At 38.7% G+C, this 16,854-nt stretch carries 17 protein-coding genes; 14 read left to right on the plus strand and 3 right to left on the minus strand.

Features of this window, described 5'->3' with window-relative positions:
- Nucleotides 1-11: 11 nt before the first annotated feature.
- Nucleotides 12-1,334, minus strand: a complete 1,323-nt coding sequence (locus tag BLS33_RS06805) for a M16 family metallopeptidase (protein ID WP_089886724.1) — start codon at nt 1,332-1,334, stop codon at nt 12-14.
- Nucleotides 1,335-1,511: 177 nt separating this feature from the next.
- Here BLS33_RS06805 and BLS33_RS06810 point away from each other — a divergent pair, with 177 nt between their 5' ends.
- The 5 genes from BLS33_RS06810 to BLS33_RS06825 all read left to right on the plus strand — a co-directional run bounded on the left by BLS33_RS06810 (nt 1,512) and on the right by BLS33_RS06825 (nt 5,358).
- Nucleotides 1,512-1,964, plus strand: coding sequence for a DUF4199 domain-containing protein (locus BLS33_RS06810; RefSeq protein ID WP_089886725.1), 453 nt, complete (start codon nt 1,512-1,514; stop codon nt 1,962-1,964).
- 97 nt (nt 1,965-2,061) lie between these two features.
- Nucleotides 2,062-2,760: a 50S ribosomal protein L21 gene (gene rplU, locus BLS33_RS06815; protein WP_089886726.1), complete on the plus strand. Its 699-nt coding sequence runs from the start codon at nt 2,062-2,064 to the stop codon at nt 2,758-2,760.
- Nucleotides 2,761-2,796: 36 nt separating this feature from the next.
- Nucleotides 2,797-3,057: a 50S ribosomal protein L27 gene (gene rpmA / locus BLS33_RS06820; RefSeq protein WP_089886727.1), complete on the plus strand. Its 261-nt coding sequence runs from the start codon at nt 2,797-2,799 to the stop codon at nt 3,055-3,057.
- A 268-nt stretch (nt 3,058-3,325) separates the two neighbouring features.
- Nucleotides 3,326-3,487 carry a hypothetical protein gene (locus BLS33_RS24815; RefSeq protein WP_176801349.1) on the plus strand — a complete coding sequence of 54 codons (162 nt, stop codon included), beginning with the start codon at nt 3,326-3,328 and terminating at the stop codon, nt 3,485-3,487.
- A gap of 533 nt (nt 3,488-4,020) precedes the next feature.
- Nucleotides 4,021-5,358 carry a Gfo/Idh/MocA family protein gene (locus BLS33_RS06825; protein WP_089886728.1) on the plus strand — a complete coding sequence of 446 codons (1,338 nt, stop codon included), beginning with the start codon at nt 4,021-4,023 and terminating at the stop codon, nt 5,356-5,358.
- 268 nt (nt 5,359-5,626) lie between these two features.
- On the opposite strand, the gene ahcY is transcribed toward BLS33_RS06825, so the two are convergent.
- Nucleotides 5,627-6,943 carry an adenosylhomocysteinase gene (gene ahcY / locus BLS33_RS06830; RefSeq protein ID WP_089886729.1) on the minus strand — a complete coding sequence of 439 codons (1,317 nt, stop codon included), beginning with the start codon at nt 6,941-6,943 and terminating at the stop codon, nt 5,627-5,629.
- Between the two features lie 86 nt (nt 6,944-7,029).
- On the opposite strand from ahcY, the gene BLS33_RS06835 reads away from it, so the two are divergent.
- From BLS33_RS06835 to BLS33_RS06875, 9 genes are all read left to right on the plus strand, one after another.
- Nucleotides 7,030-7,662 carry a 4'-phosphopantetheinyl transferase family protein gene (locus BLS33_RS06835; protein WP_089886730.1) on the plus strand — a complete coding sequence of 211 codons (633 nt, stop codon included), beginning with the start codon at nt 7,030-7,032 and terminating at the stop codon, nt 7,660-7,662.
- An 87-nt stretch (nt 7,663-7,749) separates the two neighbouring features.
- A complete protein-coding gene (locus BLS33_RS06840; RefSeq protein ID WP_089886731.1) occupies nt 7,750-8,010 on the plus strand; it encodes a thiamine-binding protein in 261 nt (86 codons plus the stop codon).
- Complete coding sequence (pnuC, locus tag BLS33_RS06845; protein WP_089886732.1) at nt 7,994-8,632, plus strand: nicotinamide riboside transporter PnuC; 639 nt, start codon at nt 7,994-7,996, stop codon at nt 8,630-8,632. The genes BLS33_RS06840 and pnuC overlap by 17 nt, the downstream gene beginning before the upstream one ends.
- Nucleotides 8,587-9,150 (plus strand): AAA family ATPase, encoded by a 564-nt coding sequence (locus tag BLS33_RS06850; RefSeq protein ID WP_089886733.1) that lies wholly within the window; start codon nt 8,587-8,589, stop codon nt 9,148-9,150. The genes pnuC and BLS33_RS06850 overlap by 46 nt, the downstream gene beginning before the upstream one ends.
- The gene (locus tag BLS33_RS06855; RefSeq protein WP_089886734.1) at nt 9,147-10,688 is read left to right on the plus strand and encodes a DUF4301 family protein; all 1,542 of its coding nucleotides are present in this window, start codon (nt 9,147-9,149) and stop codon (nt 10,686-10,688) included. The genes BLS33_RS06850 and BLS33_RS06855 overlap by 4 nt, the downstream gene beginning before the upstream one ends.
- A 257-nt stretch (nt 10,689-10,945) precedes the next feature.
- Nucleotides 10,946-11,239 (plus strand): hypothetical protein, encoded by a 294-nt coding sequence (locus tag BLS33_RS06860; protein ID WP_245731311.1) that lies wholly within the window; start codon nt 10,946-10,948, stop codon nt 11,237-11,239.
- 338 nt (nt 11,240-11,577) lie between these two features.
- Nucleotides 11,578-11,880, plus strand: a complete 303-nt coding sequence (locus tag BLS33_RS06865) for a hypothetical protein (protein ID WP_089886736.1) — start codon at nt 11,578-11,580, stop codon at nt 11,878-11,880.
- Nucleotides 11,881-12,228: 348 nt separating this feature from the next.
- Nucleotides 12,229-12,531: a hypothetical protein gene (locus BLS33_RS06870; RefSeq protein WP_089886737.1), complete on the plus strand. Its 303-nt coding sequence runs from the start codon at nt 12,229-12,231 to the stop codon at nt 12,529-12,531.
- Nucleotides 12,532-12,870: 339 nt separating this feature from the next.
- On the plus strand, nt 12,871-14,256 hold the full coding sequence (locus BLS33_RS06875; RefSeq protein ID WP_089886738.1) for a sigma-54-dependent transcriptional regulator: 1,386 nt from the start codon (nt 12,871-12,873) through the stop codon (nt 14,254-14,256).
- On the opposite strand, the gene BLS33_RS06880 is transcribed toward BLS33_RS06875, so the two are convergent.
- Nucleotides 14,231-16,702, minus strand: a complete 2,472-nt coding sequence (locus tag BLS33_RS06880) for a hybrid sensor histidine kinase/response regulator (RefSeq protein ID WP_089886739.1) — start codon at nt 16,700-16,702, stop codon at nt 14,231-14,233. The two genes, BLS33_RS06875 and BLS33_RS06880, sit on opposite strands and share 26 nt — an antisense overlap.
- Between the last annotated feature and the right edge of the window lie 152 nt (nt 16,703-16,854).

Below are 16,854 nucleotides of genomic sequence, written 5' to 3' on the forward strand. Positions count from 1 at the left end.
GTTTTCAGCAATTACTTTCCGGTAGATTCCCCTGGTAAATATTGCAATTCTACGCGCTGATTGGGGTTGAGGTATTTGTTAGCTACATTTTTGATTTCTTCTCTGGTAACCGACCTATATATTTCGATTTCAGAGTTGATTAAATCAGTATTGTCATAGAGTAGGTAATAGCGGGCCAATGAATTGGCAATGCCTGCGATACTACTGTTCGAATTCACAAATTGATTTTCGAATTTATTCTGAATTTTTTGGTAATCTTTTTCAGATATCAAATCGGTCTGCAGCTTTACTATTTCCTCATCGATTTCATTCAAAAGGTCTTGTAGTGAATTTTCGCCTAAAGGAAGTGCGCCGATAACATAGGAACCGTAATCTTCTTGACTTATATTGAAGGCAAAGACCTGTACGGCCTTTTTTTCTTCGTCAACCAGTTTTTTATAGAGTTTTGAACTTTTTCCGCTGCTTAGGTAGGTAGAAATCATATCGAGAACGTAAGCCTCCCTATCTGTATTTTTTGGTGTTCTGTACCCGGCGAAAATTGCAGGTATTTGAATGTTGGGGTCTTTATAGCTGGCTTTTATCGTCTGTGCTATTGGGTCTTCGGTGATTGTTTTACGCTGAATTTTTTCTCCTCTAGGAATTGGTCCGAAATAGTCGTTAATCATTTTTTTTGTGGTTGCTATATCGATATCACCTGCCACGACGAGAACCGCATTGTTCGGAACGTAATATGTTTTGTTGAAATTCTTAAAGTCTTCGAGACTGGCACTGGCCAGATGTTCCAATGAACCAATGGTTTGCCAACGATAAGGGTGTTTTTTATATAAATTGATACCCATTTGTTCTTGCCATCGACCATAGGGGGAATTATCGTAGCGCATGCGGCGTTCTTCTTGAACAACCTCCTTTTGGGTGTCGACCCCTATTTGATTGATAACAGGGTGCATTAAACGTTCAGACTCGAGCCACAAGCCCAATTCTAAGTTGTTCGAAGTAAATACTTCATAATAATAGGTGCGATCTTGGGTGGTATTTGCATTGTTCTGTCCTCCGTTCGAAGAAACGATTTTAAACCATTCCCCTCGTTCAATATTTGCCGTACCCTCAAAGAGCAAGTGTTCAAAGAAATGGGCAAAGCCTGTTTTATTTTCATTTTCGTCTTTGGCTCCAACATGGTACATTACCGAAGTGGTAACGACTGGTGCGGCGTTATCTTGATGTAATATTACATGCAATCCATTGTCGAGATTGTATTCTTGATAGGCAACTTCCTGCGCCTTGGAGATAGTCGCAAGTAGCATCAAACAAATCGTTAATAATAAATTTGCCTTCATTTTGATATAGTGTTTAGTTCGTGTATAATGTAGGTAGTCCATTGTCGCGATTCGTTACAACGAATATAATTTTTTTTTGGTGCTTGGGTTGGAAGGTATGGTGCTTTAACAAGATTTTGTAACGTTAATTTGTAAATTTTATGTAATTTGAAGGTGTCAACTTGAAAACTGTGATAAATGAAACAATTTGCGCTTCCAATTCGTTTTGGGATAGCCACAAGTGGCTGTCTTATTGCATATTTTTTGATTCTTTCGCTATTTAATTTGCACACAAATGTGTTTTACAGCCTTTTTAATGCTATAATCACTGGGTTCGGAATTTATGAGGCTATCAAATATTTGAGGTTAAAAGACCCCAGTTTCGATTATGGAAAGGGTTTTATAGCCGGGTTGGTTACCGGGGGAGTGGCAACGTTTATTTTCACCGTATTTTTTGCTTTGTATTCTACGGAATTGAATACCAGCTTTTTAAGTGAACTATCTACAGCTTGGGCAAAAGATTACGCAGGTTTTGAGGGCATCGTTTTTGTGACAGTGGCCATTATGGGCTTTGCAACTACTTTGGTATTGACCCTATCTTTTATGCAGCTCTTTAAATCAAGCAACAACCTAAAGAAGCGTTCGGTTTAAAAACTCGATAAAATCACTTGTACATTTGATATTTAGCAGTATATTTGCATCCGCTTATTGAAAAATAATAGGTGGTAATATAACTAATATACACGCTATGTATGCAATTGTAGAGATGGCAGGGCAGCAATTTAAAGTTGCGAAAGACCAAAAAGTGTATGTTCACCGTTTACAGACAGAAGAAGGTAAAAAGGTAACTTTTGACAATGTACTTCTTTTAGATGACGGAAAGAACATTACTATTGGCGCCCCAGCTATAGACGGAGCCGCTGTTGAGGCGAAAGTCATTAAGCACCTAAAAGGTGACAAAGTAATCGTCTTCAAAAAGAAAAGACGAAAAGGGTACAGTAAGAAAAACGGACATCGTCAGTCATTGACGGAAATCGTAATCGAAAGTATTGTATCTAAAGGTGCTAAAAAAGCAGAACCCAAAAAGGAGGCTAAGCCACCTAAGGAAAAAGCAGAAGGTAAAGCAGCACCTGTAGAAGTATCCGTTGCATCGAAGGCGAAAGCCGAGAAAGCGGCACCAAAGAAATCAGCTGCCAAGGGTGATGATTTGAAAAAAATTGAAGGTATCGGACCGAAGGCGGCAGAAGCCTTGACAAATGCCGGTATTGGAACTTATGCCAAGTTGGCAAAGGCAGAACCAGACAATATTAAAGAGATATTGACTGAGGCAAGCTCAAGAATGGCTCATTTAGATCCAACAACATGGCCACAACAGGCACAATTGGCTGCCGATGGTAAGTGGGATGAGTTAAAGAAATTACAAGACGAATTGAACGGAGGAAAGTAAGACTGCTTTCCCAAGTAACATATAAAATTTTAGAAGATGGCACATAAAAAAGGTGTAGGTAGTTCTAAGAACGGTAGGGAGTCGGAATCGAAACGTTTAGGCGTTAAGATTTTCGGTGGTCAGGCTGCAATTGCTGGAAACATTATCGTTCGACAGAGGGGAACTAGGCATAACCCAGGTGAAAACGTATATGCCGGTAAAGATCATACATTACATGCCCGTGTTGACGGACTTGTAAAATTTGAAAAGAAATCAGGTGGAAAGTCTTATGTTTCCATAGAGCCTTTCGAGGCTTAGTAAAATTTTCTTTACATAGTAGATAGTGAAAACCCTTTTTGGAAACGGAAAGGGTTTTTTCGTACGCTAACGGATTGAAAGAGAGTATATAACTCCCTTTTTTATATAAGGATAAAGATTTTTTTATTATATTTAATACCTCCATTTTTTCATTGAGGACTTAAAATTATGACTATTCCCCACTCTTATTCATAATTTCTTCGGTACTTCCCGAAGAGCATACGATGGCTTAATACATTATAATGTAACTTGATTAAATTATTACAAAATGGCCAAGATTGAAATAAAAGGTACACCGGAGAAATTAGATAGAATCGCAATATTTTTGAAGGCTAACAGTATACCACACGTCATAATCGATGATTATGGAAATCACTCAAAGGAAGATTCTGAGAAGTATAGAGATTTGATGTCAAGACACAACCACTAGGGGGTGAGCCATCGATAAAATTAAACAGTTTCGTATTTTTTCTGGAATCAAGAAGAAATAAAAGCTGAAGGGGGTTGAGAATCTTGCATGCAATAGAAACTGGGCATCGCTCTTTATTTTTTAGAGCAGCTGTTTCAATTCCATATCCACCCAATCTAAAGATTTACAACATCACTGTTTTATTTAAGCGGCTTGAATAGAGCCCATATATGGCGCCGAGCTTCCCGTTGCTCTAGACGAAGGTTCTGAAACGGTGCCCTAAATGTTAAATTACTAAACTTTTCCTATTCCCAGCTCCACATTTTTACCGATTTTAAAAAATAGTGTTAACTTTCCTTGTCTTAAAGACAATGCTGTATTTTTTGCTCGATTTTTTCACAAAGAGGCCGTCTAAATAGAAAGAAGAGAAATAAGGCATCGCTTAATTTTTTATCACAATCAAAAGTCGTTTTGGACTTTGGTAAGGTTTCAAATAAATGAGTTCGTAATGGCAGTATTCAAAGAATTTTAAGTTTAACTAAATATAATAGCGAATGAAATCAACGAGAAGGTCCTTTATTAAGAAAACGGCCGTAGCTTCATCGGCTGTAATAACGGCGCCAACCATTATCTCAGCAAGTGTTTTTGGAGCTAACGACCGAATAAATGCCGCGGTGTTGGGTGTTAATGGTCGTGGTAAAAGTCATATTAAAAGTTTCATGGCACAGGACAATGTACGCATCGCCACACTATGCGACCCTGATATGAACCTCTTGAAACAGCGTCAAAAATCGTTTAAGGAAACGTACAATAAAGATGTAGCGCTTGAGCAAGATCTTCGTCGTGTTTTTGATGACAAGGATATCGATGTCGTCAGTATTGCGACCCCTAACCACTGGCACTCACTTTCTGTTATTTGGGCTTGTCAGGCTGGTAAGGATGTTTATGTCGAAAAACCGGGCTCACATAATATCTGGGAAGGACGTAAGATGGTCGAAGCCGCCACAAAATATGATCGTATTGTTCAGCACGGTGTACAATTGAGAAGTTCTCCCGCCGTGAATGAAGCCATTGAATTAATGCGTGATGGTTACATCGGGCGTGTTTATATGGCGCGAGGACTTGTTTTTCGCTGGAGAGGAGATATCGGTGATAAAGGGACTTCTCCTGTTCCTGCTGGTCTAGATTATGATTTATGGACTGGCCCGGCCCAAAAACAGCCATTTACCGAAAATTTGGTGCATTACAATTGGCACTGGCATTGGGATTATGGAAATGGAGATGTCGGCAACCAAGGTATTCACGAGACGGATCTCTGCATGTGGGGCTTAGATGTCGGTCTTCCAACCCAAATTACCTCTATGGGAGGTAAATTTCTTTGGAATGATAGTAAAGAGACTCCCGAATTACTTACCTCGGTATACAATTACCCAGATGAAAATAAAATCATACAATTTGAAGTACGTCCTTGGTGTACGAACACCGAAGAAGGGGCTACTGTAGGTAATATTTTCTATGGGGACAAAGGGATACTTGTGGTAGATGGTTATGACAAATATAAAACGTATTTGGGTCAAGACCGTACTCCAGGTAAATCTGGTGAAGACGGAGGAGAATCTGGTACGGGCATGGACAGAGGAGACGGTGGTACTGATGGCCATTTTGCCAACTTTATCGAAGCAGTTCGCAAACATGATAAATCAATCCTTAACGGACCGGTTGAAACGGCGCATCTTTCTTCAGGCTTGGCTCATTTGGGTAATATTGCTTATCGAACAGGCCGTGTATTGAACTTTGATCCAAAAACCGAGAAGTTTGTCAATGATGCCGAGGCCGATAAATATTTAACTCGGAACTATCGACCAGGATTTGAAGTTCCTCAGAATGTTTAAGTCGAACAAATCGATATAACAGATTGAACTGAAGGGTTCTTTGAAATTAAAGACATCGGCTATTGCATTGTGCACTGGCCGATGTTTTTTTGTTTATCAGGAAAGAGTTTAGGGCGCCTTGTTTAAACGATTGCATACTGGGAGGTCTATCAAAAAGTAGTTGCACGTCACTTAGCTTTATAAAAAAAACCTCCACAATTGCTGTGGAGGTTTTTTACAATGTCTGACTGCCCTTTGAACTGCATGCATGCAAAGGGAGATGAATAATTTAGTATCTGTAATACTCTGGCTTGTATGGGCCTTGAACAGTTACACCAATATACTCGGCCTGATCTTCGCTAAGTTCAGTGAGTTCGGCGCCCAAACGGGACAAGTGTAATTTTGCTACCTTTTCATCTAAATGCTTTGGCAACATATATACGTCGTTTTTGTATTTGTCGCTAAACTTCCAAAGTTCGATTTGTGCCAGGGTTTGGTTAGTGAACGAGTTGCTCATTACAAAACTAGGATGCCCCGTAGCACAACCCAAATTGACCAAACGGCCTTCAGCTAGAATAATCAAGTCTTTGCCGTCAATCGTGTATTTATCTACTTGGGGCTTTATTTCGTCTTTGGTGCTGCCGTAATTTCCGTTTAGCCAAGCCATATCGATTTCATTATCAAAATGTCCGATGTTGCAAACGATGGCTTTATCTTTCAAAGCCTTAAAATGTTCGGCCCGTATAATGTCTTTGTTACCAGTAGTAGTAATCACAATATCGGCCTTACCAATAACATTTTCCAATTTCTTAACCTCAAATCCGTCCATACAGGCTTGAAGTGCGCAAATCGGATCGATTTCTGTTACCGTTACGATAGAACCGGCTCCTTTAAAAGAAGCGGCAGTACCTTTACCGACATCGCCGTAACCGGCTACAACTACTTTTTTTCCGGCTAACATAGTGTCGGTAGCTCTACGAATGGCATCTACGGCACTTTCACGACATCCGTACTTATTGTCAAATTTCGACTTGGTAACAGAATCGTTCACATTTATAGCAGGCATCGGCAATGTGCCTTTCTTCACCCTTTCGTATAAACGGTGAACCCCTGTGGTAGTTTCTTCAGAAAGTCCTTTGATCGCCGTGGCCAATTCAGGGTATTTGTCCAGTACCATATTGGTAAGATCTCCACCGTCGTCCAAAATCATATTTAAAGGTTGTCGGTCTTCGCCAAAGAAAAGGGTTTGTTCGATACACCAATCAAATTCTTCCTCGTTCATTCCTTTCCAGGCATAGACGGGAACACCAGCTGCTGCGATTGCGGCCGCGGCATGGTCTTGCGTAGAAAAAATGTTACACGAGCTCCAAGTAACATCGGCACCCAAAGCGACCAAAGTCTCTATCAATACCGCTGTTTGTATGGTCATATGCAGGCATCCAGCAATGCGTGCACCCTTTAATGGTTGCTCATTTTTATACTCTTCCCGTAATGACATCAAACCGGGCATTTCTGCTTCCGCAAGGTCAATTTCCTTTCTTCCCCATGCGGCAAGTGAAATATCTTTTACTTTATAAGGCACATAGGCAATAGTTTTGGTGCTCATATCCTTTTTTATTTTTATTTTCGTTATATGACAGTTTTTCTGTCATTTTTAGCGCATACAAAGTTACAAATTACTTAACAAACAAAATGCCACTATATAAGACAATAACCGTAAGTTCCTCGATCAAACTGTACATTTGGAAGATCGAAGAGTCTGAAGCCCAACTTTCTGAAGGCATCAGGTTGACCCCTCATTGTCAAAATCGCATGGATGGCATGAAGTCTGAATTGCATCGTCGCGGGTTTTTGAGCATTCGTCATTTAATGGCAGAGGCGGGCTATGTGGATGAAGACCTATACTATGATGAAGCAGGCAAACCCCATTTAAAGGATGGGCGACATATATCGATTACGCATTCCCACGAATTTACAGGTATAATTATCAGCGATACGCAAGAAGTGGGAATCGATATTGAAATGCAACGGGAAAAGATATTACGTATTGCCAATAAATTTACACCGATAGAAGAATACCGTACTATTGCCAATACCGATGCTCTAATTCAGAAACTGACGATCGTTTGGGGTGCCAAGGAGTCAATTTTTAAAATTTACGCCAAGCACGGGCTCAGCTTTTTACACCACGTAGATGTGAAAGACTTTTCTTTTTCCGACAATCAAACCACTGCTGAAGTACTTTACCATGGTGATACATCTTCTTATGATATACACTTTTTAGAGTTCGAAGGCTTTACCTGCGTATACGCCCTCAAGACTTAGGGCTAATTTTCCGTAAACGGTATTTTAGAATTGACGCAATCTCTTTTTTTGTATTAATTGCCTAGTAATCTTTAACAGCAATATTAAATGGATATTTCCGTAGAACTGACTTTTTCTCCATTACAGAATGATTTCGAAGAACGCATCATCGATTTTATCAAAAAACTTAGAGCTTCGGATCTTACTGTTCTTGAAAATCCATTAAGCACTCAGGTCTACGGTGAGTACGATGCGGTAATGAAATTACTTCAAACCGAAATAAAGACTGCTTTTGAACTAATGGATCGAGGCCTGCTTTTTATGAAAATTGTAAAAAGTGACCGAAGCGGGTATGAGCCACATTTTTGATTGGATTTTTTCTCAGTACCAAGGTGTTCCAATACATTTGATCGTATTGGAGATGATTGGTGTGTTCTTTGGTTTTTTGAGTGTCTGGTATTCTAAGAAAGAGAATATTTTGGTTTTTCCTACGGGTATCATCAGTACTGCCATTTTCGTTTATATTCTATTGATTTACGGACTCTTGGGTGATATGCTCATAAATGCCTACTATTTTACGATGAGCATTGTCGGATGGTATATCTGGACGAGAAAAACAGATGAGGATCATTTTATACCCATAACCCGAACTACATTAAAAGAAAAAAAGTGGTCGGTCATACTATTTGTCAGTACTATAGTATTCGTCTGTTTAGTATATCTTTTCTTCGACAAGTTCAATAATTGGACGGCCTATGTCGACGCACTTACTACCGCCATCTTTTTTATAGGAATGTGGCTTATGGCAAAGAAGAAACTCGAAAATTGGACGTATTGGATCATTGGTGACATTATATCAGTTCCACTTTATTTATACAAAGGACTTATATTTACGGCCATACAGTACTTTTTGTTTACCATAATCGCCATTTACGGGTACCATGCATGGAAAAAGAGTTTGAACAAGAGCCCTCGAACATTATTAAAATAGTACTCTTCGGTCCTGAATCGACTGGAAAGACAACACTATCGGAACAATTGGCTCGCCATTATAATACGGTTTGGGTGCCAGAATACGCACGGGCGTATCTTCAAGAGAAATGGAACAACGAACGTAAGACTTGTGAGCCGGAAGATTTGCTTCCGATTGCCAAAGGTCAGATGCAACTTGAAAACGAATTGGCGAAAAAGGCAACTAATGTCTTAATCTGTGATACCGATCTGTTGGAGACAAAAGTATACTCCGAGGCCTATTATCTTGGTCATTGCAACCCGATTTTAGAGCAGCATGCCTTAAAAAATACGTACGATCTATATTTTTTGACTTCTGTCGATATACCGTGGGTAGGAGACGATTTGCGTGATAAACCCAATGAAAGGGAAAGAATGTTCGAGTATTTTAAACTTACGTTGGAAAAGTATGAACGAAATTTTGTTATTTTAAAGGGTGATAAAAAAGAACGAATGGCTAAGGCCGTTAAACACATTGATAAACTATTGAGCAAATGACACAATTTTCAGAAAACGATTTAGCACAGCTTTCAAAGAAGAAAATAGAAACTGAAATAGTAGCAAACCAGATCAAGACCTTTAAAGAGGGTGTGCCGTTTGTACATTTGTTAAAAGCGGCGGTGGTCGGTGACGGTATTTCCAAGTTTTCACAAGGGGTGGAAGACGTATTGGTACAGCGCTTTGATAATTCACATGATCAGTTTTCATTGCTTAAGTTCGTGCCCGCTTCTGGTGCAGCATCTCGAATGTTCAAGGCTTTGTTCAATTTTCTTGAGAATTATGATTTCACCAAAGAAAGCCTAGAGGCCTATATCGAGCGTACAAATGATAGTGATATCAAACGGTTTTCCGAAGGAATGCAGAATTTTGCATTTTACGATCTTGTGAAAAATAGGATTGCGGGTAGAACAAACTCAAAAGATGAAGAAGTATATCTCTTTGTGAAAGAACTTCTGTCTGATAAAGCCCTGAATTACGGTTTTTACCCTAAAGGATTATTGCCTTTTCACAATTATGGAGATTATACTGCCACCCCTTTCGAAGAGCATTTAAAAGAGGCTGCAGCCTATGCCAAAAACAATCATTCGGCCAAACTACATTTTACCATCTCTGAACAACATGGGGAACTGTTTAATAAAGAGTTTGAGAAAATCAAGCAAAGAGTATCCGATGCGACCAAAACGTCATTTGATGTTAGCTATTCCTATCAAAAACCTTCTACCGATACCATTGCGGTAGATATGGATAACAAACCTTTTCGAAATTCGGATGGGTCCTTATTGTTCAGGCCTGGCGGACACGGGGCACTTATTGAAAACCTGAATGAACAAGATGCCGATATTATTTTTGTAAAAAATATTGATAATGTGGTGGCACCAGAATTCGCTGCGGCTATCGCGAAGAATAAAAAGATACTTGCGGGTCTCTTATTACGGGTGCAAGAAAAAGCCTTTGCTTACGCCAAACAATTGGACGAAGGTGACATGACGGCTGAATTGATGGAAGAGATCGAACGTTTTCTGAAAGACGAATTGAATGTTCGCTTACCCGAGAACTTTTCCGGATTTAGTCTTCAAGATCAATTAGACATATTAAAAGACAAAATTAATCGACCCATACGTATTTGTGGTATGGTGAAAAATGAGGGAGAACCCGGTGGCGGACCATTTTGGATACTTGACCAAAATAACCATGTGTCGTTGCAAATCGTAGAGTCGGCGCAAATCGATATGGCAGATGAAAACCAATTGGCTATTTTGAAGAATTCAACACATTTTAACCCGGTAGATCTAGTTTGTGGGATAAAAAATTATAAGGGAGAGAAGTATAATCTTTTGAACTTTGTAAACCGAAAACAAGGTTTTATAACAAGCAAGACCAAAGAAGGAAGAGCACTAAAGGCATTGGAACTGCCCGGACTTTGGAACGGTGCTATGGCTTTTTGGAATACCATTTTTGTAGAAGTTCCATTGGTTACCTTTAATCCGGTAAAAACTGTTAATGACCTCTTGAAACCGGCTCATCAGGTAAAGTAGGTAATTATAGGTAAATCTTACCTTGTGCCTCATGGGGCCGAAAACCCGAAAAAGTGTGTAAGTCTTACACACTTTTTCGGGTTTTTACACATCCATATACATATCTTGTTCGCGAAATATTTTATTTAAACATCTGATAATAAGTATTTTAAGTTCTTGTTTAAACAAAAAATGTAGGTTGGCATTATTTTTCCTTTATACTATATGATTTCAAAACAAAAACAATAATTTAAAAACACACAAAGATGAAAAATTTAATGATTGTAGCAGCAATGTCTCTAGGAACTATGACTGCTTTCGCACAAGAAGAAGCTCCTGCCGTTGAAGAGGTAGTAACTGAAGTAGTTGAGTCTCAAGATGGTTTTAACGAAGTAGCAATCGAAGAGTTGCCAGAAGCAATTTCTGCCGCTCTAGAAGCTGCACATCCTGGTGCTACTATTTCTAAGGCATATGCCAACGAAGAAGCACAGTACAAGTTGGAAGTTGCTAAAGAAGACGGTTCTGCTGTAGAATTGTATGCAGATGCTGAAGGCAACTGGATCGATATGTAATTAGGCGTCTATTGATTTTCTGCGATTTAATCGTAGAAATGAATAGGAAAGCCCCAACGTAAACGTTGGGGCTTTTTTAATGGTCTTCCTTTTATACTTACTGTCTTACGTAATTGATTGAGATATCCCTTCATAACTCACATTGCTTTAAAAGTCAAATGTTGTTTACATATTACACAGTTTTAGTGCTACCTCCCCAAAATTACACACACTAAAGTAGAGGTGTATATTGTAACATGTTGATATTCAACAAATTGTAATTTTTGATAAGATTGGTATCATATTTTCTATATACATAAGGAGTTTAATTATTAATAACACTATTAAAAATAAGAATCATGAAAAAATTAGTTTTTGTATTAGCATTGTCATTAGGAAGTTTTACTGCATTTGCTCAAGATGCTGAATCAGTTCAAGAAGAAGCAACTGAAGTTGTGGCCACTCAAGATGGTTTTAACGAAGTAGCAATCGAAGAGTTACCAGAATCTATTGCTACCGCTCTAGAAGCTGCTCACCCAGGTGCTGCTATCTCTAAGGCCTATGTTAACGAAGAGGCTCAATACAAGTTGGAAGTTGCCAAAGAAGACGGTTCTGCAGTTGAATTGTATGCAGATGCTGAAGGTAACTGGATTGACATGTAATCAGGCACTCAATAATTTTCCAAGAGTGATCGTTTAGATTATTTTGTGGAAAGAAAAAGCCCTAACGGAAACGTTAGGGCTTTTTTCATGTTTACATATATCACACTGTAACTCATAAGATGTTTATGTTAGAAATGACCATGACTCCGTGTTTAGAAATACAACATCCTTGCGTTTACATTTTACACATTTTTTCACGAAAGTTCACAGAATTACACACATTAAAACAAGTCGTCATTTTTCAAAGTATTCATAATCAATCAATTATAATTTATGTTGAGATTGGTATCATATTTTCTATGTATATAGAGAGTTCAATTATTAATAACACTATTAAAGATAAATATCATGAAAAAATTAGTTTTTGTATTAGCACTGTCACTAGGAAGTTTTACTGCATTCGCTCAAGATGCTGAATCAGTTCAAGAAGAGGCAACTGAAGTCGTAGCAACTCAAGATGGTTTTAACGAAGTAGCTGCTGATGAATTACCAGAAGCTGTTACTGCTGCCGTTTCTAAGAACTATCCAACAGCTAGTATCGACAAGGCCTATGTTAACGAAGAAAAGCAATATAAGTTAGAAGTATCATTGGAAGATGGTACTGCCGGAACATTATATGCTGACGAAAGTGGAAACTGGATTGAAATGTAATAACTTGAGTTATTTGTTTTGTATCAAGTTGGTTTGGTCAGAAAGGGGTTGTAGCAATACAACCTCTTTCTTTTTTTATTAAAGTCTTTGAAATTTATTAACCTTGCGGTTATTTTTTTAAAATATAAACTTAGAGATGATAATAACTTTTTCGAACGCTTCTTCGAATAGTATATCAATTGGACTTGCAATGCCTTTCGGGCATTTTTTGTATTTTAAACAGGCCTTTTAATTCGCGGTATTTTCTCACTTTTCATGAAATATTTTTAAAGTAATATTGATGAATAACGGCTTTCTTATGGTATTTTTACGTAGATACCTATAGACTAGAAAATTTTTATGCCAAACATCTTGATAATTGAGGACGATGCTGCTTTTTGTCAAATGCTACAGAAGTTTTTGATTAGGAACGGGTATGACACGGAAATCAGTTTTACCGCTCCTGACGCCAAAGAAAAAATTAAGAATACCAATTTTGATTTGGTGTTGACCGATTTGCGATTACCTGATTATGATGGAATACAGTTGTTATCCTATATTAAAGAAATCAATCCGACCATACCTGTAATTTTGATGACCGGTTATGCCGAAGTAGGTTCTGCGGTGAATGCCATGAAGAAAGGGGCTTTCGATTATATATCGAAACCTTTTACACCTGATGAGGTCGTAATGGTCATTAAGAATGCGTTGAAATCAAAAAGCGAGGCCCAAGATTTATCCGATAATATCGAAGAACGGGCAATCACTGCATCAGAAAAAACAACTACACCACAACCTACTGCTTCCATTGGAAAGGGCAATACTGTGCAGGGTATAAGTGAGGCGTCTAAAAAATTGGAAGAATATATTAAATTGGTTGCCCCGACAGATATGTCCGTTTTGATTACCGGTGAGAGTGGTACTGGCAAAGAAGTGACCGCCAAAGCCATACACGACAGTAGTAAGCGAAGAGATTTTAATTTTATTGCGGTCGATTGTGGTGCTATTCCTAAAGAATTGGCGACCAGTGAGTTTTTCGGTCATATCAAGGGAAGTTTTACAGGCGCTATAGAAGATAAGATTGGTAATTTCGAGGCTGCCAATGGTGGAACCCTATTTTTAGATGAGGTAGGTAATCTTTCCTATGAAAACCAGATACAGTTGTTGCGGGCATTGCAAGAACGAAAGATAAAAAGGGTAGGTAGTACCAAAGAGATTACTGTTGATCTGCGCATTATTACCGCTACCAATGAAGATTTGACCGAAGCTGTAGAAAAGGGAACTTTTCGTGAAGATTTGTTTCATCGGTTGAACGAATTTTCCATAGAAATCCCCTCGTTGGAAGAACGTTTTGAAGATTTGACTTTATTTGCCGATTATTTTTTAAATAAAGCCAACCTTGATTTGGATAAAAATATCAAAAGCTTTTCTAATGAAGTATGGGATATTTTTAGAAGATACCATTGGCCCGGAAACTTACGGGAACTACAAAATGTAATAAAGAGAGCGGTACTTTTGAGCACGGGGGACAAAGTCGAGGCAGATGCGCTGCCTAGGGAAGTCTCCAATGCAGAAAATACAGGGAGCAAGTCCTCAGAAAATTTATCAAAATCTGAATTTGAAAAAGAGCAAATACTCAAAGCTTTGAAGAAAACAAACTTCAATAAATCGAAAGCGGCAAAATTGTTGCAGGTTACCCGCAAGACGCTATATAATCGCATCAATCACTATAACTTGGACTTATAGTATTTCGTTCTTTTAGCGCTTTCACTAAATCATTTACTGCCGAAATTAACTTTTGTAGTGCAATATTTAAAGATTCTGAATCCATAGTGGTGCTTTTAGCCAACTCCAATTGCTCCAATGGAGTAATTGCTCCACGTACCCTTAATTGTCTAAACATAGGTAACATGCGATGGGCGACGTGATTGATCTGTTTGTAATCGGTAGCGTCTATGGTCTCATTCAATAGCCTCATATTGGTATGGGTATCCCTTAAAAAAGTATCGAGCACTTCTTGTATGGCATCCTCGTTCTTTCCCAAAAAGGAATATATGGTATCTAAGCTGTAGATTTCCGATTTCTCATCTTCAGCAGTTTTGTGTGCCGGAGTGTCTGGCGCACTATTGGTCTCTATTCCCAACAATTTTAATATACCGATTAATTCACCTTTTGAAAAGGGCTTTTGAATTACTTGTGCAAAACCCAGTTTAGAATAAGCTTCGGGCTCAAGGTCACGCCTTCCGGTCATGGCGATAATTGGTTGGTTCTTATAATGTTTGTAAGTTCCCGATTTAAGTTTTTTCAGTACTTCGAAACCAGTGACCTGAGGCATTTGAATATCCGTCAACACAATGTCATAGGCTAAATGTGCATCTTCTTCGACACGTAGGAAATTAGTAAAAGCATGAGCGGTAATGCCCATACTTTCCGCCAACTCTTGCAGCATACGTAGCAAAGAGGTGTCGTCATCAATGATGAGCATGCGCAATTTCGGCGCCATATAAGGCTTTTCTTTTTGCTTGGCCTCTTTGGCATCGGCAATTTTTAATGGAATTTGTATGGTAAAAGTGCTACCCTGACCTACAGTACTATGTAAACTCAAAGAGCCCTTTAAAAGTTCTGTAAGTTTTTTAGATATGGTCAGCCCAAGGCCATAGCCCCCGAATTTTTTCTCGGTATCGTGATCCGCTTGGGTAAATTCCTTGAAAATATGCTCTTGCTTCTCTTTGGCGATCCCGATTCCAGTATCGATAATATCGATTTTGGCGACCATCGATTTTTCTCTTCCAAGAGTTGCCGTGGCCCTTATTTTTATATGACCGTTCTCGGTGAATTTAAAGGCATTACCAATGAGATTAGTCAGTATTTGCCTTATACGGAAGGGGTCGCCCAAGACGGTCTTGTGTAATTCGGGGCCTATCTCCAAAAATAACTTTAGATTTTTATTACTGTGAAGAGCTTGGAGGCTCTCGGCGGTTTCCTGTATGAGATGGGCCGCTACAAAAGGTACTTTTTCGATGTTTAGTTTACCAGCTTCCAGTTTTGAAAAATCGAGGAGATCATTGACCAAATTCCCAACATATTGTGTTGAAGATTTGACATTTCTCAGGTATCGTTGTTGCTTTTTGGTTAGCTCTGTACTTTCCATTAATTCCGTATAACCGGTGATCGTATGCAAAGGAGTTCTAAGGTCGTGACTTACCGTAGAGATGAGCTGTTCCCTACTCTTTAAAAGTGATTCTGAATACTTCTTTTCTTTTTCGAGTTTCTCACGATAGGTCTGCACCTTCCAAAAATCACGATTTATCAGAAAAGTAAACAGCCCAACAATGATAAAGCCTAGAATTGCCGTAATTCCGGCAAGACGCATAGTTTTTTTAAGGGCAGCCTCCTTTTTAAGATTGTCGTTATAAGTGCTGGTCATTACTTCTTGCTCAAAGGCTGAAATTATGGCACGCAACTGTTGAGATAACTCTAGGTCGTTCTTGCTGATTTCAAGCTCTTTTCTAGCCAAGCTGTTCTCTGTTGCTGCACTTTTACGTTTTGCACTCAGCAATTGTGCCTTCGAGGCATTTAAAATTGAATCGATATAAGCCGCATCTTCCCTGCCATCTGCTTTCTTGGGCGAGTTATCTGTAAAGAGCAAGGCAATTCCGCGAAGTGACTGCTGTATTTTTGGAGAATATTCATCAAAATTTGGCCACAGGTTTTCAGCCGAAAATTTTCCGTAAGACTCCTCTATCTTATCGAATTCCTTGAGTGCCTTGTCAATAGAATTGTTATTCTTGCTTTGTGCCTTAAGTGTAAAAAGCTGTTTGCTATTGGCGACTTTTTTCTGCAAAAGCACTTGAAGGCTGTCTAAAAGATTTTTCTGGGAAGCATATTCCGAAAGTAGTTTTAACGAATCGATTTCTGCAAATATGGTATCTATTTTTTGCTCGTAAGCAGCGAGACTTTCTTTCGTTTTAACCTGGGATACGCGCTTTGATACGCCCTCTACTTCATACAGTTCTGCAATCAGTGAGCCTGTTTTTAATAATTTATTGTCATTTTCCTCAACGGTTTCATTGGTTATAAAAACCCGTATTTCAGAATAAATAAAATATCCGGCAACAAAGGCAAGAACGCACAGCACCAGGTAACTGAATATTATTTTCGCGTTGAATTTGTTATTAGACTCTTCTCTCATAAACTTCGCCCCCTTTGACTGTATAGTATAGATACGTATTTATCGCTAAAATTGACTATAAAGAATAGTTAATATTTGTTATGATATTTAATTTTCCTGCAGTAGTTTTGCTCCATCTCAAAGGGGTGCTGAATCCCAAACTTGTCTCAGGT

It is taken from the genome of Kriegella aquimaris (assembly GCF_900103215.1).
In the GTDB taxonomy this organism is placed as follows: Bacteria; Bacteroidota; Bacteroidia; order Flavobacteriales; family Flavobacteriaceae; genus Kriegella; species Kriegella aquimaris.